Source organism: Acidimicrobiales bacterium (assembly GCA_041394245.1).
GTDB lineage: Bacteria > Actinomycetota > Acidimicrobiia > Acidimicrobiales > Aldehydirespiratoraceae > JAJRXC01.
The window spans coordinates 2,687,991-2,710,594 of the sequence record JAWKIR010000002.1; the positions used below are offsets into that span (position 1 = coordinate 2,687,991).

At 69.1% G+C, this 22,604-nt stretch carries 23 protein-coding genes; 19 read left to right on the forward strand and 4 right to left on the reverse strand.

All coding sequences use genetic code 11. The features are described 5' to 3' along the window. The first annotated feature begins 6 nt into the window (after window positions 1–6). The 19 genes from R2707_13380 (at window position 7) to R2707_13470 (ending at window position 16,336) form a co-directional block, all read left to right on the forward strand. Complete coding sequence (locus R2707_13380) at window positions 7–570, forward strand: dihydrofolate reductase family protein (GenBank protein ID MEZ5246085.1); 564 nt, start codon at window positions 7–9, stop codon at window positions 568–570. Between the two features lie 98 nt (window positions 571–668). Further along, the gene (locus tag R2707_13385; GenBank protein ID MEZ5246086.1) at window positions 669–938 is read left to right on the forward strand and encodes a MoaD/ThiS family protein; all 270 of its coding nucleotides are present in this window, start codon (window positions 669–671) and stop codon (window positions 936–938) included. Window positions 939–940: 2 nt separating this feature from the next. Then, on the forward strand, window positions 941–2,047 hold the full coding sequence (locus R2707_13390; GenBank protein ID MEZ5246087.1) for a hypothetical protein: 1,107 nt from the start codon (window positions 941–943) through the stop codon (window positions 2,045–2,047). Window positions 2,048–2,142: 95 nt separating this feature from the next. Beyond that, the gene (locus R2707_13395; GenBank protein ID MEZ5246088.1) at window positions 2,143–2,481 is read left to right on the forward strand and encodes a metalloregulator ArsR/SmtB family transcription factor; all 339 of its coding nucleotides are present in this window, start codon (window positions 2,143–2,145) and stop codon (window positions 2,479–2,481) included. After that, window positions 2,478–2,942, forward strand: a complete 465-nt coding sequence (locus R2707_13400; protein ID MEZ5246089.1) for an SRPBCC domain-containing protein — start codon at window positions 2,478–2,480, stop codon at window positions 2,940–2,942. The genes R2707_13395 and R2707_13400 overlap by 4 nt, the downstream gene beginning before the upstream one ends. Before the next feature lies 1 nt (window position 2,943). After that, window positions 2,944–3,288 carry a hypothetical protein gene (locus R2707_13405; protein ID MEZ5246090.1) on the forward strand — a complete coding sequence of 115 codons (345 nt, stop codon included), beginning with the start codon at window positions 2,944–2,946 and terminating at the stop codon, window positions 3,286–3,288. Beyond that, window positions 3,285–3,983: a DUF2461 domain-containing protein gene (locus tag R2707_13410; GenBank protein MEZ5246091.1), complete on the forward strand. Its 699-nt coding sequence runs from the start codon at window positions 3,285–3,287 to the stop codon at window positions 3,981–3,983. The genes R2707_13405 and R2707_13410 overlap by 4 nt, the downstream gene beginning before the upstream one ends. A gap of 172 nt (window positions 3,984–4,155) precedes the next feature. Continuing rightward, window positions 4,156–4,635: an ASCH domain-containing protein gene (locus R2707_13415; GenBank protein MEZ5246092.1), complete on the forward strand. Its 480-nt coding sequence runs from the start codon at window positions 4,156–4,158 to the stop codon at window positions 4,633–4,635. Window positions 4,636–4,787: 152 nt separating this feature from the next. Then, window positions 4,788–5,600: a methyltransferase domain-containing protein gene (locus R2707_13420; protein ID MEZ5246093.1), complete on the forward strand. Its 813-nt coding sequence runs from the start codon at window positions 4,788–4,790 to the stop codon at window positions 5,598–5,600. Window positions 5,601–5,733: 133 nt separating this feature from the next. Next, window positions 5,734–7,050 carry a sensor histidine kinase gene (locus R2707_13425; GenBank protein MEZ5246094.1) on the forward strand — a complete coding sequence of 439 codons (1,317 nt, stop codon included), beginning with the start codon at window positions 5,734–5,736 and terminating at the stop codon, window positions 7,048–7,050. A gap of 88 nt (window positions 7,051–7,138) precedes the next feature. Further along, window positions 7,139–7,711, forward strand: a complete 573-nt coding sequence (locus tag R2707_13430) for a response regulator transcription factor (protein MEZ5246095.1) — start codon at window positions 7,139–7,141, stop codon at window positions 7,709–7,711. 26 nt (window positions 7,712–7,737) lie between these two features. Continuing rightward, window positions 7,738–8,079: a hypothetical protein gene (locus R2707_13435; protein MEZ5246096.1), complete on the forward strand. Its 342-nt coding sequence runs from the start codon at window positions 7,738–7,740 to the stop codon at window positions 8,077–8,079. Further along, complete coding sequence (locus R2707_13440) at window positions 8,076–9,266, forward strand: glycosyltransferase (protein ID MEZ5246097.1); 1,191 nt, start codon at window positions 8,076–8,078, stop codon at window positions 9,264–9,266. Before R2707_13435 ends, R2707_13440 begins: the two co-directional genes overlap by 4 nt. Next, complete coding sequence (locus R2707_13445; GenBank protein MEZ5246098.1) at window positions 9,263–10,519, forward strand: glycosyltransferase family 4 protein; 1,257 nt, start codon at window positions 9,263–9,265, stop codon at window positions 10,517–10,519. The genes R2707_13440 and R2707_13445 overlap by 4 nt, the downstream gene beginning before the upstream one ends. Next, on the forward strand, window positions 10,516–11,616 hold the full coding sequence (locus tag R2707_13450) for a glycosyltransferase family 4 protein (protein ID MEZ5246099.1): 1,101 nt from the start codon (window positions 10,516–10,518) through the stop codon (window positions 11,614–11,616). Before R2707_13445 ends, R2707_13450 begins: the two co-directional genes overlap by 4 nt. Next, window positions 11,613–13,367, forward strand: coding sequence for an ABC transporter ATP-binding protein (locus R2707_13455; GenBank protein ID MEZ5246100.1), 1,755 nt, complete (start codon window positions 11,613–11,615; stop codon window positions 13,365–13,367). The genes R2707_13450 and R2707_13455 overlap by 4 nt, the downstream gene beginning before the upstream one ends. Further along, the gene (locus R2707_13460; GenBank protein MEZ5246101.1) at window positions 13,364–14,668 is read left to right on the forward strand and encodes a phosphotransferase; all 1,305 of its coding nucleotides are present in this window, start codon (window positions 13,364–13,366) and stop codon (window positions 14,666–14,668) included. Before R2707_13455 ends, R2707_13460 begins: the two co-directional genes overlap by 4 nt. Beyond that, a complete protein-coding gene (locus R2707_13465; GenBank protein ID MEZ5246102.1) occupies window positions 14,665–15,654 on the forward strand; it encodes a phosphotransferase in 990 nt (329 codons plus the stop codon). Before R2707_13460 ends, R2707_13465 begins: the two co-directional genes overlap by 4 nt. A 31-nt stretch (window positions 15,655–15,685) precedes the next feature. Beyond that, window positions 15,686–16,336: an HAD hydrolase-like protein gene (locus R2707_13470; protein MEZ5246103.1), complete on the forward strand. Its 651-nt coding sequence runs from the start codon at window positions 15,686–15,688 to the stop codon at window positions 16,334–16,336. A gap of 32 nt (window positions 16,337–16,368) precedes the next feature. Here the strand turns inward: R2707_13470 and R2707_13475 are convergent, their stop codons facing one another. The 4 genes from R2707_13475 to R2707_13490 form a co-directional block, all read right to left on the reverse strand. Next, the gene (locus R2707_13475; protein MEZ5246104.1) at window positions 16,369–18,552 is read right to left on the reverse strand and encodes an EAL domain-containing protein; all 2,184 of its coding nucleotides are present in this window, start codon (window positions 18,550–18,552) and stop codon (window positions 16,369–16,371) included. 132 nt (window positions 18,553–18,684) lie between these two features. Further along, a complete protein-coding gene (locus tag R2707_13480; protein ID MEZ5246105.1) occupies window positions 18,685–19,320 on the reverse strand; it encodes a TetR/AcrR family transcriptional regulator in 636 nt (211 codons plus the stop codon). After that, window positions 19,317–19,784, reverse strand: a complete 468-nt coding sequence (locus R2707_13485; GenBank protein ID MEZ5246106.1) for a VOC family protein — start codon at window positions 19,782–19,784, stop codon at window positions 19,317–19,319. The genes R2707_13480 and R2707_13485 overlap by 4 nt, the downstream gene beginning before the upstream one ends. A gap of 108 nt (window positions 19,785–19,892) precedes the next feature. Further along, window positions 19,893–22,568: an EAL domain-containing protein gene (locus R2707_13490; GenBank protein ID MEZ5246107.1), complete on the reverse strand. Its 2,676-nt coding sequence runs from the start codon at window positions 22,566–22,568 to the stop codon at window positions 19,893–19,895. Window positions 22,569–22,604: the final 36 nt, after the last annotated feature.

Genomic DNA, 22,604 nt, shown 5'->3' on the forward strand with positions numbered 1-22,604 from the left:
GGCTTGGTGGGACTCCTGACCTTCGGCCTGAACGTCACATTGGATGGCTGCGTCGATCATGAGGAGGGAGTCGTCGACGACGAGACGCACGCGTTCTTCACGCGACTGATGGACGACAGCGGAGCGATGCTCTGGGGCCGCGTCACCTACGAGCTGATGGAGAGCCACTGGCCCGCAGTCGCCCGCGGCGACGTGGACGCGCCGCCGGCGATTCGCGACTGGGCGGTCAGCCTGGAGGCCAAACCCAAGTACGTCGTGTCGTCGACTCGATCCGAGTTCCCGTGGACCAACAGCCACCACCTGACCGGCGATCTGCGGGCCGGGGTGCAGGCGCTCAAGGACGCTGCGCCGGCCGGCGTGCTCGTCGGGAGCGGCATGCTCGCCACCGAGCTGGACCGACTGGATCTCATCGACGAGTACCGGTTCCTCGTCCACCCGATGATCGCCGGACACGGCCCGACCCTGTACCAGCGCGGGTTGCCGGGCACGCGACGGCTCGAGCTCGTCTCGGCGAATCCGCTCCGCTGTGGTGCGGTCGCCCTCCACTACCGACGCGCCCCATCGACGTAAGCGGCTCGTTGCGGCTCCGAGTCAGCTCGCTTGTCCGACCACCTCCGTCGGCGGCGAGTAGGGACGCGCCAGGCCGGGGTCCGTCGTAGGGTGTCGCGGTGCCCCGCGTGGTGTTCACCCGGAATCTCCAGCGCCACGTTCCGTGCCCGCCGACGACCGTCGACGGCACGACGGTGGCCGAGGTGCTCGGCGCCGTCTTCGCCGCGAACGACCGCCTGCGCGGGTACGTCGTCGACGAACGGGGGGCGCTCCGCAAGCACATGGTCGTCTTCGTCGACGGCGCGCCGCTCATCGACCGGTCGACGCTGTCGGACGCGGTGGACACCGATGGCGAGGTCTACGTCATGCAAGCACTCTCCGGAGGTTGAGGATGGGTCCGTTCGTTCATGTTGCGACCCGCAAGGGCTTGTTCGTCGTCGAGGGTGCCGGCGACAGCGCGGCGATCGTCGCCGAGCACTTCGTCGGCGACAACGTGGCCTTGACCGCCACCGACCCCCGTGACGGTGCCTGGTACGCCGTGCTCGACCACGGTCATTTCGGCATCAAGCTCCATCGGTCCGACGACGCGGGAGGTCGCTGGGTCGAGGTCGGCGTGCCCGAGTACCCGGAGAAGCCCGAGGGGTTCGTCGACGTCGACATGTGGGGGAACGAGCGGGAGTGGACGCTGGCCAACATCTGGGCGCTCGAGCCGGCGCTCGACCGCGACGGTGCGCTGTGGGCGGGCACGATCCCGGGTGGGCTGTTCCGGTCGCTCGACCGGGGCGAGTCGTGGGAGCTCGTCGAGTCGCTGTGGTCTGTCGAATCGCGTCCGCGCTGGGGCGGCGCCGGTGCCGACCAGCCGGCCCTCCACTCGATCTGCGTCGACCCCCGCGACCCCAGAACCGTGACCATCGCAGTGTCGAGCGGCGGCGTGTGGCGATCGACCGATGTCGGCGCGAGCTGGACGTCGCACACCCGTGGCATGGTCGCCGGCTACGTGCCGCCCGAGCAGGCCGAGTGGCCCGAGCACCAGGACGCCCACCACATCGAGCAGTGCCCGAGCGCCCCCGAGCACTTCTGGTGCCAGCACCACATGGGCATCTGGCGCTCGACCGACGACCTGGCCAACTGGACGCAGGTCTTCGCCGAACCCGTCGCCTCGTCGTTCGGGTTCGCCGTCGCCGTCCATCCCGACGACCCGGGCACGGCCTGGTTCGTGCCGGCGCACTCCGACGAGAAGCGGGCGCCGATCGACGGTCGGGTGATCGTGACGCGCACGCGCGACGGGGGCGAGACGTTCGAGGTCCTCACCGAAGGGCTGCCTCAACACCACGCCTTCGACCTCGTCCTGCGGCACGCGCTCGACGTCTCGGCCGACGGCGACCACCTTGCGTTCGGTTCCAGCACCGGCAACCTCTGGGTCACCGATGACCAGGGCGACCATTGGCACACGGTGGCGAACCACCTCCCGCCCGTCTACTCCGTGCGCTACGTCTGACCGCGAACATCGACAGGCCCGTCGCGCCGAGCCGGGTGCCGCCTCGACGTCTCGGACCCTTGACTATATAGAAAAACATCTATATAAAGGCCCCCATGAGGGCCGACCCGATCGACGAACCGACGGTGGCGGCGGAGGACAGGGCGTTCAAGGCGCTCGGTCACCGCGATCGCCGGACGATCCTGCGGCTGATCGCCGACGGTGAGACACCGGTCGGCGAGATCGTGGAGCGAAGCGAGCTCGATCAGCCCGTGGTGAGCCAGCACCTGAAGGTGCTGCGGACGGCCGGTCTCGTCACCGTTCGCGTCGACCACAACCGACGGCTCTACTCGGTCGACTTCGGACGGTTCGCGGAACTCCGCCGATTTCTCGACCAGTTCTGGCACGACAAACTCGCCGCGCTCAAGCACGCCGCCGAAGGAGACGACCGATGATCGGACTCGCCGAAGCCTCCATCCACATCGATGCACCGCAACGGGCGGTGTTCGACCTCTTCACCACCGAGGAGGGGCTTCGTTCCTGGATGGCCAAGGAGGCGGTCGTCGATCTCCGTCCCGGTGGCCGATGGCGGTGGGTCCACGACAACGACATCGTGGCCTCCGGCGAATACGTCGAGATCGACCCCTACCGGCGGGTGTCGTTCACCTACGGCTGGGAGTCGGGCCCCTATGCCGACATGGGACCGGGCTCGACCACGGTCGACGTTCGGTTCGAGCCGAGCGGATCGGGGACCGAGGTGACAGTGACGCACACCGCAGTGCCCGAGGAGTTCCGGACCGCCCACGGCGCCGGCTGGGCGTATTTCCTCGGTCTCCTGGCCGACGTCGCCCGGGGCCGGAGCACCCCGACGCCCCGGCTCCCCGCCTCGGAGATCGATCATCGAGAGGACCACTGACATGGCGACAACCGGAACACGTGACCCCGGACACGAGCAGTTCTGGGAGCTGGCCGAACCCCACCTCGCCAGCGGCCGACTCGTCGAGGGCACGATGATGGGTCACCAGTGCCTGCGCACCGCGGCCACCAACGGGTTCGTCGCCACCGTCGCCCGGACGAGCGGCCACGTGGTGGTGAAGCTCCCGAAGACCCGTGTCGCCGAACTGATCGATCAGGGGATCGGCCGACCGTTCGCGCCCGCCGGCAGGGTCTTCCGGGAGTGGGTCGAGCTCCCCGGGGTCGACGAGCGCACCTGGGAGCCGCTCCTCGCCGAGTCGATCGCGTTCGTCGACGGTGCATCATGACGATGGCCGAAGGGGAACCCTTCACCGGCTTCGGGCCCGATCTCGTGGCGTTCCTGGCCGGGCTCGAGGCCGACAACAGCAAGGCGTACTTCGATGCCCACCGGAAGGTCTACGACGATCAGGTCCGCCGGCCCCTCCAGCAGCTGTGCCTCGCAGTCGGTGACCGGCTTGCGGCCGGGCCGGTGCCGGATCTCCGATACGAGCCGAAGGTCGGTCGCTCGATGTTCCGCATCAACCGCGACCTGCGGTTCAGCAAGGACCCCACGCCCTACCACCCGCACCTCGACCTGGCCTGGTGGCACGGCGATCACCCGAAAACGAGTCCGGCGTTCATCATGCGGATCCGCCACGACGAGGTGCTGACCGGCGTCGGTGTGTTCGCGCTGACCGACCACCGTCTCGATCGGTATCGCGCTGCGGTCGTCGGCGAACCCGGACGGGAGCTGGACCGCATCGTCGCCGCCATCACCGCAGCCGTCCCGGACGCGTCGCTGAGCGAGCCCGGCCGCAAGCGGGTACCGAAGGGTTTCGACGCCGAACATCCGCGGGCTCGCTACCTCCTGCACGACGGCCTGCACCTCAGCGGGGTGGAACCACTTCCTTCCACGGTCACGAGCGCGGCGTTCGCCGATCACGTCGTGGAGCGCCTCGGTCGGTACGTCGAGCTCCACCGCTGGCTCGTCGCCCACACCTGACGCTCGGGTGTCAGCTCCCGCTGACGCACACTCGCGGATCCTGCGTCCGCCGCCGACCACCACGACGGGGCGCACGTCGTCCCCTTGAATCTTCAGCAGAATTCCTGGAAGGGTCGTGGCCGCGGGATCGTCGACCGGATCCCTGCCCGTCGATGAGAGAGGTGGGTGATCAGTGTCCGACGCAGAGCTCCCCGGCCCGGTGGCGAGGTTCTGGGCCGAGTTCCTCACACAGACCGGGCGGCCCGACCACACGCCGCTCTACGACAGCTTTCACTTCGACGACAACGAGACCGACGCGGACGAGCTGGCCGAGCTCGTCCTCAGTGGCACGAAAGGGGCGACGGCCTCGCTGAAGTGGGAGTACGAGGGCGACGCCACCCGCGCGCCGATGCCGGGGGATCTGAGCATCGTGACCAACTGGGCGGGCTCGCCGCTTTGCGTCATCGAGACGACGGAGGTCGAGATCACGGCGTTCGACGAGGTGACCGAAGAGTTCGCCGCGGCCGAGGGGGAAGGCGATCGGTCGCTGCGACACTGGCGAGCCGTGCACGAGCGGTGCTTCGGGCGCGTGTGTGAGCGCCTCGGACGTGAGCCCTCGGCCGAGATGGAAGTCGTGTGCGAGCGATTCCGGGTGGTCTTTCGCGCGACCTGATCGCCGACGTCGACGCACGGATGGGAGACGCACCGGCGACAGTCGGAGCCGAATGCCCTCGTCGACCGAGCCACGAGTATTCACTCTCCGCGACCGCGGCGGAGCGGGAACATCGGGTGGCGTGGGGTTGCGTGCACGACGAGACTCTGGCGATGGCGAACGAACTCGAAGTTCACTACGGCCGACACGGCGGACTGGTCTCGGACATTCTCGCCGGGCTCTCCGCCGCGGGGTACGACATCGACTCGCTCGACCCGACGGCACTGTCGGGCGCCGACGAGTTTCATCTCGGCGGACGGCTCGCGACGCTCGCGCTGATCGACTCGATGCGCCCGAGCGTGCCAGGTTCGGTGCTCGACGTCGGGTGTGGGATCGGCGGGCCGGCGCGCACGATCGCGAACGAGCTCGGCGCAACGGTCCTGGGCATCGATCTCACCCCATCATTCGTCGAAGCAGCGACCGAACTCACCGCCCGAGTCGGCCTCGACGACCGGGTGTCGTTCGAAGTCGGCGACGCGCTCGCCCTCGACCTGCCCGACGAGCAGTTCGATCTCGTCACGCTCTTCCACGTCGGAATGAACATCGCCGACAAACCCCGCCTCTTCGCCGAACTGGCTCGCGTCCTGCGGCCGAGTGGCCACGTGCTGGTGTACGACATCATGCGAATCGCTCCTGGGAGTCTCGTCCTGCCGATGCCGTGGGCATCGTCGGACGATCACCAGCACCTCGGTGAGGTGGACGACTATCTCGGCGCACTCCGGGCGGCCGGCCTCACGCCCGGGGAACCGGTCGACCATCGACCGATCGTGAGCACCGCGCTGCAACGTGCCGCCGACGCACCACCGCCGGTGAACCTGTCGAACCTGATGGGGCCCGACTTCGTCGAGATGTTCACGAACTTGCGGACCGCGATGGCGGCAGGTCTCGTGGCACCGATACAGATCGTCGCGTCCAAGCGGGATTGAACCACTCCCGATCGCGCCGGCCGGGCCGACCGCCGATGCGGTAGCTGCCTCGCAAGTGATCCCTGCGCTGGTTTAGGAGCCTTTTGAGGTTCTGCTAGGGCCCTTGCGGTACGAGCTCGTCCATGGTGGACGGATGTCCCGTCCGATCGCCGCTCGCGGCGCACTCCGTTGGCTCGCTCGTCTCCACAGCCCATTCGTCCAGGTCGCGATCGCCGGGGCGGCGGGGATGGTCGTGATCGGTGTGGGGAGTCTGGTCGCGTCGCACCGCGCCGGTGAGGCGGAGGCGATGAACGACGTACGGTCCCGGACCGAGTCTCTGGCGAGGACGGTGCTCGAGCCGAACCTGTCCGCCGCGCTCCTCGACGGGGACCCGACCGCCATCGAACGACTCGACGCCATCGTGGACGAGCGAGTGCTCGATGGTTCGACGTTGCGGGTCAAGCTCTGGGACGCGAACGGTCTGGTGGTGTATTCCGACGAGCACCGACTCATCGGCGAGCGCTATGACCTCGACGACGACAAGAACGCCTCGCTGCGCAGCGGCCAGGTGGTGTCCGAGGTCAGCTCACTCGACGGTCCCGAAAATCGCTTCGAGACCGCAGGTCAGGCGCTCGAGGTCTACTTGCCGGTGAAGGGCCCGAACGGCGAATCCCTCCTCTTCGAGTCGTACTACGCGATGTCCGCCGTCGACGCCTCGAGCGCGCGCATCCGCGCCGAGTTCGCGCCGATCGTGATCGGCTCGCTGCTGGTGATGCAGGCCATGCACTTCGGCCTGGCCTGGGGTCTGAACCGGCGCCTCCGCCGAGGCCAGGCTGAGCGGGAGCGCCTGCTGCACCGGGCAATCGAGTCCTCGATGCTCGAACGCCGCCGCATCGCGGCCGACCTGCACGACGGGGTGGTCCAGGATCTCGCCGGAACCTCCTTCGCCATCTCGGCCGCCGCCGAGACCGCATCGCACACGTCCCCGGAGTTGGCGAGGGATCTGCGGTCCGCCTCGCTCGGAACGCGACGCAGTCTGCAGTCGCTGCGCTCCCTGCTCGTCGACATCTACCCGCCCAACCTCACGTCGCAGGGGCTCGAGGCCGCCCTGGTCGATCTGCTGGCGCCGGCTTCGGCGATGGGGATCCACACCGACCTGGTGGTCACGGGCGAGGTCGACCGATCGATCGAGACGACCGGCCTCGTGTATCGAGTGATCCAGGAGGCGACGAGAAACGTGTTCCGCCATGCGGAGGCCGGCACGATCGCCGTCTCGGTGACGGTCGATGACGATTCGACCGTTGCGACCGTGGTCGACGACGGCCGTGGATTCGAAGCGGACACCGGCTCGCCGGCCGGACACCTCGGCCTACGGGTCCTCACCGACCTGGTGGACGATGCCGGAGCCCGCCTAGAGGTGGACTCGACGCCCGGCGCAGGGACCTCGATCCGTCTGGAGGTGCCGGCGTGATCCGAGTCCTGCTCGTCGACGACCACGTGATGATCCGTGCGGGGCTGGAGCGCCTCCTCGAACAGGACCCCGGTGTCGAGGTCGTGGGGTGGCCGATCGAGGGCCTGCCGCGCTGGCGCTCGACTCGGCGTTGGAGCCCGATGTCGTCGTCATGGACATCTCGATGCCCGGAATGGACGGGATCGAGACGACCCGCCGCCTCGTCGGCCACCGCGCCGGCGCCTGTGTGGTGATGCTGACCGCCCACGTCGATCGCGGTCGGGTCCTCGACGCCCTCGATGCGGGTGCCGTGGGCTTCCTGGCGAAGGACGCCGAACCCGCCGCCCTGCTCGCGGGGATACACGCCGCGGCCAACGGGGACGCGCCGGTGGATCCCCGAGCGGCGCGGGCGATGATCGATGCCCGAGCGGGCCGTGTCGGGCCGGCGCTCACCGACCGCGAGGCCGAGGTGTTGGCGCTCGTCGCCCAAGGCGAAGCCAACAAGGCGATCGCTCGCCGACTGAGCATCAGCGAGAAGACCGTGAAGGCCCACCTCACGCGCGTGTTCGCCGCCCTCGGCGTCACCGATCGGACCCAAGCCGCCCTGTGGGCTGTCGACAACGGCTTCAGCGAGTCGGCGGATCGCGATGCGGTCCTAGGACCAAGGTCCACTACCCGATGAGACGCCTACTCGCTCACGATCGAGACATGCAGATCTCGCCTGCCGGTCACCGGCGCCGAAACACCCTGGTCCCGGCCGACCCCCATGGTCTGAGCGAGGCCGTGCTCGTGACCGACGACTGCGACACGGTGCTGGAGGTCGTCGGCGGGCCTCCCTGCGCCACCCTCGACGTGTTCGTCGCCGGCCGGTGCATCGGTTCGCTCACACTCGACCACCTCGGCGCCGGTTCCGTTTCCGTAGGAGAGACGGCCTCGGCCGGCGGCCACGGCTGGGTTCCGGTCGTCCTCCGCCACGGGGACTGCACGCTGCTGAGAGGGTTCCTCGGCGCCGATCGCCACCTCGGCCCGTCGCCGGCAGGTCGGTCATGACCCGCTTCCTGCTCTACAGCCACGACACCTACGGTCTGGGCCATCTTCGACGGAGCACACTGCTCGCCGACGCCATCGTTGGCGCCGATCCGCAGAACGAGGTGCTCCTCGCCACCGGTTCACCCCAGGCGCAGGCCTTCTCGTTGCCTTCCCGGGTCGATTCGCTCAAGCTGCCGTCGGCGACCAAGGACGGCGCAGGAGCGTATGCCCCGCGGGAGCTCGGCGGGTCGATCAGAAAGCTGGTCGATCTGCGATCCGCGCTGCTCATGGCGGCAGTCGACAAGTACGCACCCGAGGTGATCGTCGTCGATCATGCGCCCTTGGGGATGGCGGGCGAGCTCGTTCCGCTCCTCGACCGCCACGCCAAGCGGCGCGGCGGTCCCCGGCTGGTCCTCGGTCTCCGGGACATCATCGACGATCCCGAGAAGGTCGATCACGACTGGCAGCGCGCCGGGGTCTGGGAACGGCTGGACTGCTATGACGACATCCTCGTCTACGGCGACCCTCGGATCCTCACGACCGCGACCGAGCTCGACCTCCCGTCCCGGGTCGACGCGGCCGTCACCTACACGGGCTACGTGGCGCCGGTGATGCCGGTGCCGGTGACACAGGACGAACCGTTCCTGCTGGTCACCCCCGGTGGTGGCGGCGACGGTCAGGCCATGCTCCGCTGCTACCTCGACGCCGTCGAGGCCGGCGCGACCGCCGGGCTGCGATCTGTGATCGTCTCGGGACCGCTGATGTCGTCGATGCTTCGCGACGAGCTCGTCGACCGAGCTCGTCGATCACCGTCGGTCGAGATCTCGAGCTTCAGCGACGACATGCGGGCGCTCATCGCCTCGGCGGCTGGCGTCGTCTCGATGGCGGGCTACAACACGGTGGTCGAGGAGCTTTCGGCCGATGTGCCCGCGCTCTTGGTCCCGCGTTGTCGCCCCCGTCTCGAGCAGCACATCCGGGCCTGTCGCATCGCCCCGCACACCCGCATGCAGCACTGTCCGATCGAGAAGCTCGACGTCGATGCGATCGGACAGTTCGCCGCCCGGGCGTCGCAACCGCGTCACGCCAGGCGCCAGGGGATCCCGATCCGGCTCGACGGGGCCGCGACCGCCGCCGACCTCCTCGGGCGTCCCCACCGCACCCATTGCTCGCCCTCGCCGACCCTCGAACCTGCCGGAGCATTGCCATGATCGACCAGATGGTCCACCCCTCGCTGTCGCACCTGGAGACGACCCGCCTCCATGTCGGCTACGTACTCAAGCAGTACCCGAGGTTGTCGGAGACGTTCATCCTCAACGAGATCCTCGGCGTCGAAGGGACCGGCGCGAAGGTCTCGGTGTTCTCGCTGCGACCGCCGACGGAGGGACGGTTCCATCCCGATCTCGCTTCGGTCGAGGCCGACGTCCACTATCTGGCGGCCCCCGACAAGGCGGTGTTCCTCGATGCGATCCGCGCCCTGCCCGACCTCTGCGCGGACCGGCTCGTCGACGTCCTCGCCTTCGTGGACCTCCTGCCCGCTGACCGGCGGGCTCGGCTCGTCCTCGACGCGATCGCCGTGGCCCGCGAGGTCCGCCGCTCGGGGGTGGAACACTTGCACGCCCACTTCCTCACGGTGGCCGCGCACACCGCCCACCTCGTCCATCTCCTCACCGGCGTCCCCTACACGGTCACCGCCCACGCCAAGGACATCTACCGCCACGACGTGAACTGGGAGATTGCAGCCCGAGTCGGGTCCCGCGCCGCCGCGGTCGTCACCGTGTGCGATGCGAACCTGAGTTACCTGCGCGGTCGGCTCGATGGCTCGGGGACCCGACTCGTTCGGATCTACAACGGTCTCGGACCGCAGGCCGCGCCGGCGCCGTTGGCGGCTCGAACGAACGGGCTCGTGCTCGGCGTCGGCCGAATGGTGGAGAAGAAGGGCTTCGACGTGTTGCTCGACGCGTTCGCCGAGGTGGCCGCGACCCGCCGCGACGCTCGCTGTGTGCTGGTCGGCGATGGCGACTGCCGTGCCGCGCTGGAGGCACAGGCTCGGCGTCTCGGCATCGCCGACCGCGTCACCTTCACCGGGGCCCAACCGCAGCAGGTCGTGGGCGACTGGTTGCGTCGCGCCCATGTCATGGTGGCGCCCTGCCGGGTCGGCGAGGACGGCAACCAGGACGCGCTTCCGACCGTGCTCCTCGAATCGCTCGGCGCGGGGTTGCCCTCGGTGTCGACGCCCGTGGCCGGCATCACCGAGATCATCGAGCACGGCATCGAAGGCCTGATCGTGCCTCGCGACGATGTCGAGGCGACCGCCGCGGCCATCGTCGATCTGTTCGACGACTCTGAACGGTGGCGGACCATGTCCGATGCCGGACCCCGCAAACTCGCAGCACGGTTCGACCGCTCCCGGACGATCGCCGAACTCGTCGGTGTGATGGATCCCATCGGAGCGACGCGGTGACCCGGTTCGACATCATCCAGGTCAGCGCCGACCGGGGAATCGCCCCGGGCTCGACCAAGGGCGCGGCCCAGCACCTCCGGGGCATCGCCGGAGGTCTCCACCGCCGGGGTCATCGGGTCACGACCTACACGCCCCGACGCGCCGAAGGGCGGTTTCCCACGGCGTTGCTGCCGCTCGAGGACCTCGCCCGGATCGGTCATCACGCCGGTGGGGACGACCGGAGAATCGTGTACGAACGCTACTCACTCGGTCACAGCGGTGGACTCGAGCTGGCTCGCCGGCTCGGGATCCCGTTCGTCCTCGAGGTGAACGCACCGCTGGTCGACGAGGCGACGGGCCATCGCCCCGACACGCTCGGGCCGACCGACGCCCGGGTGGAAGCCGAGCTTCTCGACGCCGCCGATCTCGTCATCACGGTGTCCACGGCCCTGGCCGAGTGGGCCGACGCCCGGCGTGCCGGCCCGACGATCGTCGTGGCGAACGGCTACGAGCCGGCGTGGTTCGAGCGGCCGGCGACGCCGGGCACGCCGCGCTTCCCGCTCGTGTTCATCGGCCACCCGAAGCCCTGGCACGGCGCCGACCGGCTCGTGGACCTTCTCGCGGCACTGGCCCGGATCGACCGTCGCCCCGACCTGCTGGTCATCGGTGGCGGTCCGGGTGCCGACACCCTGCGCACCGCCGCCCGTGACGCAGGGGTCGGTGCCCAACTCACCATCACCGGGCCACTCCCGCCCGACGAGGCTTCGGCGATGCTGCAACACGGGGGCATCGGACTCGCCCCGTATCGGCGCCAGGACTCGTTCTACTTCTGTCCGCTCAAGATCATCGACTATCTCGCCGCCGGCCTCGCCGTCGTCGCCACCGATCAGGGAGACATCGGCGAGCTGGTCGGCACCGCCGGACTCGTGGTCCCTCCCGATGACGACCACCGACTCGTCGATGCGGTCGTCGCCCTGCTCGACGATCCGGCCGCGCGTGCCGTCTGTGGTGTCCACGGCCGCAGTCGGGCGATGACCTCCATGACGTGGGACCACGTCGCCGAGCGGACAGAAGCAGCGATGCTCACCCATCTCTCCCCGTTCACGGTCGACGCATGAGGTTCTCGCGCTCCCGTTCGACGGTGGCGGTCGACCCGTCCGATCTGCGCAGGGCGCTACGGGCGTTCGCCCCCGCGCTCGGAGGGCAGCGGCTCCGCATCGCCACCACGATGCTGCTCGCGCTGGCGGTGAGCGGGCTCGAGATCCTCAAGCCGTGGCCCATCACCTGGGTGATCGACGCGTTGACCGTCCCCGCGTCCGCCACCGGCGCGGCGGTTGACCCGGGCCCGGTGTCCCTGGCCCCGATCGTCGCCTTCGCGGCCCTGGCGTTGGCGATACCGGCGTTGCTCGGAGTCGCCATGGAGCGCCTCGACCTGGGCGTTGCGCAGGTCAGCCGCAAGGCCACCGTGAGGATCCGCAGCGACGTGTTCGAACACATCCAACGGCTCGAGCTCTCCCAACACCAACAGCACTACAGCGGTGATCTCATCGTCCGCCTCATGGGCGACGTGAACATGATCCGGGACCTGCTCTTCCCCAGCTGGGTCAATGTCGTCTCCCGGGGCTCGGTCCTGATCGGCGGCTCGATCGTGTTCGCGATGGTCGACTGGCGCCTGTTCGCCGTCGCCCTGATCCCGCTCCCACTGCTGTGGGTGTCGCTGGAGCGGACCTCGTCGGCGGTCAAGTCGGCCGCCGGCAAGTCCCGCCGCAAGGAAGGTGCAATCGCATCCACCGCGGCGGAGTCGATCCGTCAGGTCGGGCTCATCAAGGCGTTCGCAGCCGAGGGACGTACCTCCGACGCCTTCCGGAGCAATGCCCGCAGCGCAGAGCGGGCCACGATGGCTGCGGCCCGGCACTCGGCCCGCATGGTGCGGCTCACCGAGATCCTGACCGGCGGCGGCGTCGCCCTGGTCCTGGTCATGGGCGCGACCCGCGTCCGGGCCGGGCTGCTCACGCCCGGCGAGCTGGTCCTGGCGCTCTCGTACACCTCGATGATCTACAAGCCGATCCGCAAGCTGACCGGCGAGGGCGCACGGATCGCGAAGGCAACCGCGTGCGCGCTGCGGGTCCTCGACCTCCTCGAACAGCCGATCGAGGACTCGGTCACGGGCCAACCGGTGGCGACGCTCGACGGCGACATCGAGTTCATCAATGTCGGCCACGCCTACCACGACGGCCGGGCCTCGTTGACCGACTTCAGCGCACACATCTCGGCCGGACTGCTCACGGCGATCATCGGCGAGAACGGGACCGGGAAGTCGACGCTGTTGTCGTTGCTACTCCGTCTTCACCGGCCGACCGCGGGCGAGATCCGCATCGGGGGTACCCCGGTCGAGGAACTGCAGCTCGGCGGCTATCGCGAACAGATCGCGTACGTTCCCCAGGAGCTCGCCCTCTTCGGTGGCACCATCCGCGACAACATCGCGTTCGGTCAGCCGTCGGCCACGGACGAGGCCATCCACGCCGCGGCCTCCGCCGCGCTGCTCACGCCGGTGCTCGAGCAACTGCCCGACGGCATCGACACGCTCCTCGACGAGGACGGTTCGTCCCTCTCCGGAGGGCAGGCCCGACGGGTGATGCTGGCTCGGGCCGCGGTGCGGGACGCGTCGATCCTCGTGCTCGACGAGCCGCTCACCGGCCTCGACCCCGACGCGCGCGACACCGTGGCCCGAGCCATCAAGAACATCGCGGCTGGTCGCACCACGCTCGTCATCCATCACGGCGACCTCGACGAACTCGATCCCGACGCCTGCCTCCGACTCAGCCACCGCCCGAGACCGCAGCCGCACCTCGAGGCCGTCTACCGATGACCACCACCACCTCTCCTCCAGTCGCGCCGCCGCGTCCGGGTTTACCGCGACCGGTCACCGCACTCCTCGACACGACCGCCGCGACCCGAATCCTCTCCGATGCCGGCCTTGTCATCACCCGAGCCGAACCGCACTACCTGCGGCACAAGCCGGGCGAGACCACGATCGTCGGCTACCGATTCGCCACTCCCGATCTCGCCACGCCGGCGCTCGGCTACGCACACTGGTGCGCATCCGCGACCCGAGCCGGGGAGGTGCATGCCAAGGCACTGACGCTGCACCCTCGCCCGTCCGCTGTCGGCGTGTCGGTCGTGCGAGTCGATGACCACACCGTCTTCTACGGCTTTCCCAACGACGCCCGGCTGCGCCGACTCCGGTGGCTCACCACACCACGAAAGCTGAAGCGCGTCTTCGCGGCACTGGCACCTGCGGACGGCGAGATCTCGAAGGAGCGCTCGGTGAGCACCGTGCTCAAGTACAAGCCGGAACGGCGACTCGTGACCCGGGTCGACCTTGCCACCGCCGATGGTCCGGTCCAGTCGTTGCTCGTGCGCTACACAACGGGACGCGACGCCCCACGGCTGGCCGCCATCGCCGAGGCGCTGCGGGCCAACGGCGTGTCGACGCCGAGGCCGCGATTACAGCTCGACGACGGACGGGTCGGCGTCGACGACTTCATCGACGGCGTGGAGCTGCGGACATGGCTCGTCCACCGGGAATCCGTCGCCGACCAGCTGGCCGAGTCGCTCCACGGCTTCCACTCCACCGCCGTGCCGGCCCGCACGCCGGTCCGCACCGAGACCGACGACGGCACGAACGCCGTCAACGGGTTGTCGGCGCTGGCGCTCTGGGATCGCGACCTCGCGAGGATGGCGCAGGGCCTGTCGGAGGAGCTCGCTCGCCGGCGGCCCGCGTCGGTTGGACCGACCGGCCTGATCCACGGCGACCTCCACGACAAGAACATCCTGATCGACCACGGTCGGCCCTGGTTCATCGACCTCGAGCGAACCGCGGTCGGCTCGCCGGCCAGCGATCTCGGGCGGCTCCGCGCCCACGCGATCTCGCTCGACATCCGTCAGCCTGGCTGGTCGCCGGGCGCCGTCGCGCACGCCGAGGACGTCATCGCGGCCTACCGTTCCCGGTCGGGTCGCGTGTCGGCTTCGATCGACGATGCCTCCCTTGCGTGGCACTGCGCCGTCGCCCTCGTGGACCAGGCGCTCCTCGTCGTCCGCCACGTCGAAGCAGGGTGGCAGGCCAACGCGACCGCGCTTCTCGACGCCGCGACGGACGCGCTCCGATGAGCGGATGGTCGGCGGTGTGGCCGACGGCGTTCCCTCGGGCGAGCGGACCCTGGACACTTCGCGACGGGGACCGGTGGGGGACCCTCGATCCCGAGACGGGTCGGGCCGTCGAGGCCGACCCGGCCGCCGATGAGCGGCTCCCCGGACTGGACGCTGCGCTCCGGGTCGGGGACCTGCGCGGGTACCGGGCCGGCCGGCGGGCGGTCGTGGCCTCGCCTGCGAGCTTCGTCAAGGTGGTCAGGCCCAGCCGGGTCGACGCGTTGGTCAAACGGCACGACCTGCTGGGTGCAGGCCGCCGGTGCTTCTCGGTCCCGGCGGTGATCGCGGCGACCGCCGACGGCCGGGTCGAGTTGTCCGTCGCGGCCGGACGGTCGCTTCACCACGCGCTTCGCGCCGAGCCGGTGAGACCGCTCGACGACGTCGGTCCGCTGATCGCATCGCTCCACGACCTGCCTGCGCCGGATTGGCTGCCGAACAGGCCCCCCGACGACCCCGGCACTTGGATCGCGATCAGCCGCCGTTCTCCGACCCCGCACCTTGCGGCCATCGAACGGACGGCCCGGGCACTCCCGCCGATCGTCGCGACGGGCGAGACACTTGTCCACGGCGACCTCCACGACAAGAACATCTTCCTGGCCACGAAAGGCGCAGGCGATGCTCCGGGCCACGCGCTGATCGATCTCGACAGTCTCGGCCGCGGCGCCGCGGAGGACGACATCGCCAACCTCGCGGTGCATCTCGAGCTCCGGAACCTCCAGGGTCAGGCTGGGGTGGCGTTCGGCGCCCGTTCGCGGTCGTTGTACGAGAGCTACGAACGGCTGCGCCCGCTCGATGTGGAACGACTCCGTGTCGTCGAGCAGCACACGTGGTTCCGTCTTGCCTGCATCTACCAGTACCGATGGGGGAGTCGTCACCTCGTACCCGAGCTCCTCCGTGCCGTCGGCTACTCCAGGGCGAGGACCCCGCGGTCATGGCGTCGCCGCTGATCGCGAACGCGTGCCGATGTACATTCGGCCCATGACGACGGCGGTACTCCTGGATCTCGACGGCACGATCACCGATCCGGCCCAGGGGATCTTCAACTCGGTCGTGCACGCGCTGGATCGGCTGGGCAAGGACCCGCTCGGCGCTCGCGAGCTTCGGTCGTTCATCGGTCCGCCGCTCCGGCAGTCGTTCGCCCGCGTCGGGGTATCCGAGGCCGAGATCCCGGCTGCGATCGCGGCCTACCGCGAGCACTTCGCCACCGACGGCCTGTTCGAGAACGAGCTCTATCCCGGTATCGAGATCGTGTTGGGCCAGATCGCCGAAGGTACCGATGCGGTCGCAGTGGCGACGTCGAAGCCGACCGTGTTCGCCGCCCGAATCCTCGAGCACTTCGCGCTCGACGGATACTTCGATGCCATCGTGGGCGCAGAGCTCGACGGCCGGCGCTCGGCCAAAGCCGAGGTCATCAGCGAGGCGCTGCGACAGCTGGACGCGAACCCCGCCGATTGCGTCATGGTCGGTGACCGCGAGCACGATGTCATCGGCGCCGCCGCGCACGGGATCCCGTGTGTCGGAGTCGCGTGGGGCTACGCCGAGCCGGGCGAACTGGCGGCGGCCGGTGCCCACTCGGTCATCGAGCACCTCTCGGATCTTCCCGCCGCGATCGTCAACGCTCGGTCGTAGCGTTGTCGCCGGTCTGGTCGACGGCGTTCAGGTCATGCTCGCGCCGGTTCGAGTTCCATGAGTTGTGGCGTGAGGAGCGCGGGGAGCGCGGGACGACCGGTGAGGTAGCCCTGGATGTGGGTGATGCCGGAGGCGTGGAGTGAGATCAGCTGCTGTTCGGTCTCGACGCCCTCACAGACCACCGGGGCGTCGAGGATGCTGGCGATGGAGACGATGGCTTGCATGATCGCGCAGGAGTCGGTCTCGTCGCCGCCTGCCTGTTCGCGCATGGCGGAGAGCGTGAGGAGCAAAGAGCGGTCGATCTTGATGATGTCGAACGGGACCGAGATGAGTTGACCGAGGTTGGAGTAGCCGGATCCGAAGTCGTCGATCGAGATCCTCAATCCGGCATCCCGGAGGCGCTGGATTCGCTGTTGCGCGACGCCGGTGTGGTCGAGGGCGGCCGATTCGGTGATCTCGGCGACGAGGCGGTTGGTGGGCACGTTCCAGCGGCGGGCAGTCTCGAGAACACCGGCAACGAAGGCCGGCTCGGCGAGTTGGCGGGCGGAGACGTTGAACGAGACCGTGATGTCGGGGTCGACACCGGCCTCGATCCAGGCGGCGAGCTGGCGGCAGACCTCGTCGAGGACCCACTTGCCGATGCCGCAGATCTCTCCGGTGACCTCGGCGATGGGGATGAACTCGTCCGGTCCGATGGCGCCGAGGTGAGGAGAGGTCCAGCGGAGCAGGGCTTCCAGACTGACGATCGTCTGGTCCTCGGCGGTGACGATGGGCTGATAGACGAGGCTGAACTCGCGGTCGTAGTCCGCCTCCCGAAGGGCTCGGGTGATCTGGTTGTGGCGCGTGGTCGTGGATTCGAGTTCGGCTTCGTAGATCACGACCGTGTCGCCGCCCTGTCGCTTGGCCTCGTAGAGCGCGATGTCGGCTCGCCCGATCAGCGCCTCGGCGTGATCGCGGTCGTCGGTGAGCGCGACGCCGATGCTGGTACGGACGTGTTCGAGGCGGGCCCCGATCTGGAACGGTTCGTCGAGCGTGTCGAGGAGATGCTGGGCAGCGAGCCGGGCCGCGGCTTCGCCGGCGATGGACGGCAGGATGATGGCGAACTCGTCGCCGCCCATGCGCAGGATGGTCTGACCGGGCTGGATCGCGTTGGTGAGGCGGGCCGCGACCTGGGTGAGCAGTGCATCGCCGACCGGGTGGCCGAGACTGTCGTTGATGGTCTTGAACCCGTCGATGTCGAGCGTCATCAGCGCCATCGGTTGTCCCGTGTGTTCCATGGCGCTTCGGGCATCGCCGAGGCGGGGCTGCAGCACGCGGCGGTTGGGAAGCCCCGTGAGTGCATCGGTGCTGGCCTGGTGTTCGAGCTTGAGCCGCAGACGTGTCTCGATGGTGATGTCGCGGACCGTGATCACCCGGCCCCTCACGAGTTCGTCGGTGATCAGGTCCGAGACCCGGAGATCGAACCATCCGGAGTCGCCGTCGCGCTTGGTGAGTTCGAACGGCGCAGCCTGGCCCGTGCCGGTCTGGTGGAGATGGTTCCGCAACGCGGACCGCTGATCGGCGGGGGCCAGGCCGATCAGGTCCTCGGCGCGTTCGGCGACGGGGTCGAGGAGCTGGGCGGCCGACGCCGACCGATAGTTGATCGTCCCGGACGGGCTGATGACGAACATCGTGTCGGGAGAGTCGTCCAACAGGGTCCGCAGACGTTGTCCTTCGCGACGTTCCGCTTCGGCGAGGATCGCGCCTGGGTCGACCGGAACCGCGCCCGCAGGGCGAGCCACCCTGCCGCCACGAGTGCCCCGATCGCGCCGAGAACCGCACCCGCCGCGGTTCGTTCCGCGTTCCGCGTTGTCGGCAGCGCGCCGGGTGGCCGCCGCGAGCAGGTCTCGGAGTTCATCGTGATCGTGCGGAGCAGGGTGCTCGCCGTCGGTGCCACCCAGCAGCATGAACCCGCAGCCACCGATCTCGGCGATCAGCTCCTCGGCCCGCTCGATCTGCCCGCGTTCCAACCCGTGCAGAGCCAAGCCGTGGTCGCCGGTGAGTACCGCCACCGAGTCAGAGATGAGGGACACGTCGGGCTCGCCACCCAATGTCATGATCGCGTCGGCATGGGCCACCGTGGTCGCCGCCATCTGCAGCTCCATGGCTGCGCCCACCGCTCGACGCTCCCGGACGGCTTGTGCAGTGGAGACGGCTGCGGCGACAACCGCCGCCATGAGACAGAGGCTGATCCCGACACCCAGGAGCGGGGAGTAGCGATCCCTGATTGATCTCACGGCCAGAACGGGCCATTGTCCCCATCCGTGCCGGCCCGAAGGTCATTCCCGAGCGATCCGGGACGACGCGGCTCAGCTGCGTGGGTCGGGTGGCGCGTGTTCCAGGACGCATTCGAGGTAGCGACGCAGATGGCCGATCGCTTCGATCGCGACGGCAGGATCGTCCGCCGCCTTCGACAGCACGAAGGCGCCCTGGAGCACGGTTTGCGTGTGGCGGGCCAGGCTTGCAGCGGTGATGCCGGCGGCTGCAGCGTTGCGCGGGAGCGCCGCGGCGAGGTCGGCTTCGAGGGTCTCGGCGTGGCCGAAGATGCTCGCCGCGCAGGCGTCGCGCACGGCCGGGCTCGTCTCGAAGACCTCCTGGGCCATGGTGCCCACCAGGCATGTGTACTCGGCCGGATCGCCCGAGATCAGCCCGGCCCGAAACGACAGATAGCCGAAGACGCGGTCGGCCGGATGGTCGTGGTCGTGGTACGGCGCGGCAGCGAACAGCGCGCCGGTCGTCGTCGTCCAGTGCTCGGCGGCCGCGACCGCGAGCGCTTCCTTGGACGCGAAGTGGTGGAAGAAGGCGCCCTTGGTCACGCCGGCCGCCGCGCAGAGATCGTCGACGGTCGTGGCGTGCAGCCCCTGTGCCCTGATGACGTCAACCGCAGCGTCGAGCAGCGCGGCCTTCGCTTCGCCGTACCCCAGCCGCCGGGCGGCAGCCGTCACGCGGATGTCCCGTCGGCAGCCGCCCGCATCGCAGCCACGTCGAGTTTGCGCATCTGCAGCATTGCCTCCATCGCCCGGGCTGCTCGTTCGGGGTCGGGGTCACCGAGGATCTCGCCGAGTTCGTCGGGAACGATCTGCCACGACAGTCCGAAGCGGTCCTTCAGCCACCCGCACATGCTTTCCTCGCCGCCCTCGGTCAGCGCATCCCAGTAGTGGTCGACCTCGGCCTGGCCGCCGCACGGAACCACCAGCGACACCGCCTCGGTGAACGGGAACTGAGGGCCGCCGTTGAGCGCCTGGAACGGGCGACCCAGGAGCGTGAAGTGGATCATGAGCGGCGCGCCGTCGGGGCCGGGGCTCACGTTGTCGATCCGCGAATCTGCGAACAGTGAGACGTAGAACTCGGCGGCTTCGAGACCGTTGCCGTCGAACCAGAGACATGTCGAGATCTGGGTGGGTGCCATCTCGATACCATACCAACCAGTCGGTATGTCTTCCTGTCCTGGGGCGGGGGCTCTGGGAGGGATGGTCGCAGTACTGGCCCACGAACCGCGACGACGGGCCGTGATCACCTATGCCTTGCGCGGTGAGTGGTCGAGGTCGGTGCGGCGGGCCGCGTTGCCGGTCTCGAGTAGATCAGGCGGTACCGGTCGGCCGTAGAGATACCCCTGGAGCTCGTCGGCACCGAGTCCGCGCAGTCGCGCCGCCTGCTCGGCGGTCTCGATTCCCTCGGCGGTCACCGTCGCGCCGAGGAGATGGCCGGTGTCGACGATCAGCTTGGAGAGCGAGTGGGACGACTCGTCGATCGTGAAACTCCGGTCGATCTTGAGAAAGTCGATCGGCAGGGTCTTGAGCTGAGCGAGCGACGTGTAGCCGGTACCGAAGTCGTCGATCGCAGTGCGTACGCCGCGTGCTCGGAGCTGCTGGAGCTTGTGGGCGGCGGATCCGAGGTCTTCGAGCAATGCGCTCTCCGTCACCTCGATGATGATGCGCGTCGGGTCGATGCCGAACTCATCGAGCGGGCCGAGCACGTTGTGGACCACCTCCGAGTTGGCGAGATGGCGGCCCGAGATGTTGATCGCCACTGGAACGTCGACGAACGCATCAGCGGCGTCCCAGGCCACGATCTGACGGGCGACGCGGGCGACGACCCACTGATCGACCGCAACGATGAGATCGCTTCGCTCGGCCAGAGGGATGAAATCGTCCGGCGGCACCGTCCCGTGGCCCTCGCGCTCCCATCGAACGAGTGCCTCGAGGGCGACCATCGCACCCGTCTCCGGGTCGACGATCGGCTGGTAGTGCAGGACGAGGTCATCGTCGATGATCGCGGTGCGGAGTGCCTGCTCGAGGTCGGCTCGGTGCGCGGTCGCCTGCCGTAGGTCCTCGTCGCACAGCTCGATCCGACCCCGACCCAGCGCCTTGGCTCGGTAGACGGCGGCATCGGCATCACGTAGGAGGTCCTCCGCGTCGAGGGTGTCGATGGTCCGCAGGGCAATGCCGATACTCACGCCGATCGTCACCTCCGACCCGATGACATTGGTCGGCTTGGCGACAGCCTGGATGAGCCGCGACGCGATCGCTCGGGCTTCGGCGGCGTCGCGGACCGGCTCGGCGACGACGAGGAACTCGTCGCCTCCGAGTCGACCGACGTGGTCGCCGCTACGGGCGGCCTGCTGGAGACGTTGCGCCGCCTCGCGAAGCACGACGTCGCCGGCCAGGTGACCGTGGACATCGTTGATCTGCTTGAAGCCGTCGAGATCGATGAAGAACGCAGCGACCAATGTGTCACTGCGACTCGTGCGAGCGAGGGCCTTCTCGAGCTGGTGAATCGACGCGTTGCGATTCGGCAGCCGGGTGAGGCCGTCGTGGGTGGCCTCGTGGGTCATCTGGAGCCTGAACTCCTCGCGTTCGCGCAGTGACACGGCGAGCGTTTCCACGGCCGTCTGCAGCGACGCACCGAGGGCACCAGGGGCCCGTTCGGCGAGCGATGGGTGGGTGAGATCACCGTCGGCGAGTGCAAGCGCCTGTCGTTCGGCGAGCGCAAGCTGACCCGAGGCTTGGTTGATGGCTCGAATCGCTTCCCTGACCTCCACCGGCCCCTTCTCGGCCATCGGCTCCGCCTCTCCGTCACCCTCGCTGATCCGCCGGGCCGCGGTGGCGAGGCGACGGATCGGCCGCGCGACGACCTGAGCGACAACCAGGGCGACCAGCAAGCCGACGACCGTGATACCGGCGAGCTCCAGAATCGACCGGTCGACGACGTCTGCCGCGGCGTTCTGAGCCGACTCGCTTGCCGCGATGGCGTCGGCCCCGGCGCTCGCGACCAGCGCGAGGTGGAGATCGGTGGCGACGATCGAGCTCTGGTAGGTCGCAGCGATCGCATCGAGATCCAGGAGTGCAGCCGCGAGCGCGTCGTCATCGGCCGCGCCGAGAATGCTCGCGGTGACGAGGCCATTCACGTCCCGACGGAAGTCGGCGAGGGCGGGCGAAGCGGTCAACGCCGCGAGCGCGGATGCGGTCGACGTTCCCTCAGGTGCCACACGGGCCACCGTGTCGATGGCCTCCTGCCAGACCTGCTCGAGCGCAGCGACCGCCGCGATCTCACCGGCGCGGCCCGAGGGATCGAGGAACATCGACCCGAAGTAGTGATTGATCTGGCTCGCCGTGGCCTGACGGGCTGCCGTCGCGGCTTCCAGTGCCCGGACCGAGTCGATGAGACCTCGGCCGGCGTCGGCCGAGCTCGCCAGCCCGATCGTCAGGTCGAACACGCCGTCGGTCTGCTCGGCGGCCAGCGCCTCGAGCTCCTGGTAGCGGCCGCTGGCTTCGTCGAACGGCGTGCCTCCCGCTATCTCGGCCCGGAGGTCGACGAGCTGGTCGGCGAGCCCCTCGATCGTGACTTCTCCGATCAGCCCGTCTACCGCGGCGGTGGCCGCGTCGGCCGCACCCGCGATGTCGATGCCGACCAGGTCCTCGATGCTCCCGACGTCGAGCCCGAGGTCGACGACGGCGAGCTGGGTGGTGACCCAGTTGCGTTCCTCGAGAAGTCGGGTGCGCAGCCGAGCGAGGTCGACCGCTTGGCGCACCGCTTGATCGACCTCGGCGATGGCGGACGCCTGTGTCTGCGCCCGATCGACTTCCCGGACAACCAGCCATCCGGCGCCCACCGCGGGGACGAGCGCCACGATGGAGGCGATCACGCCGAGGCGGTAGAACCCCCGGGGGATACGGAAGGGCGCGAAGTTCACACCTCAGCGTCGGTCGGTCGGGCGGCGCGATGAGGA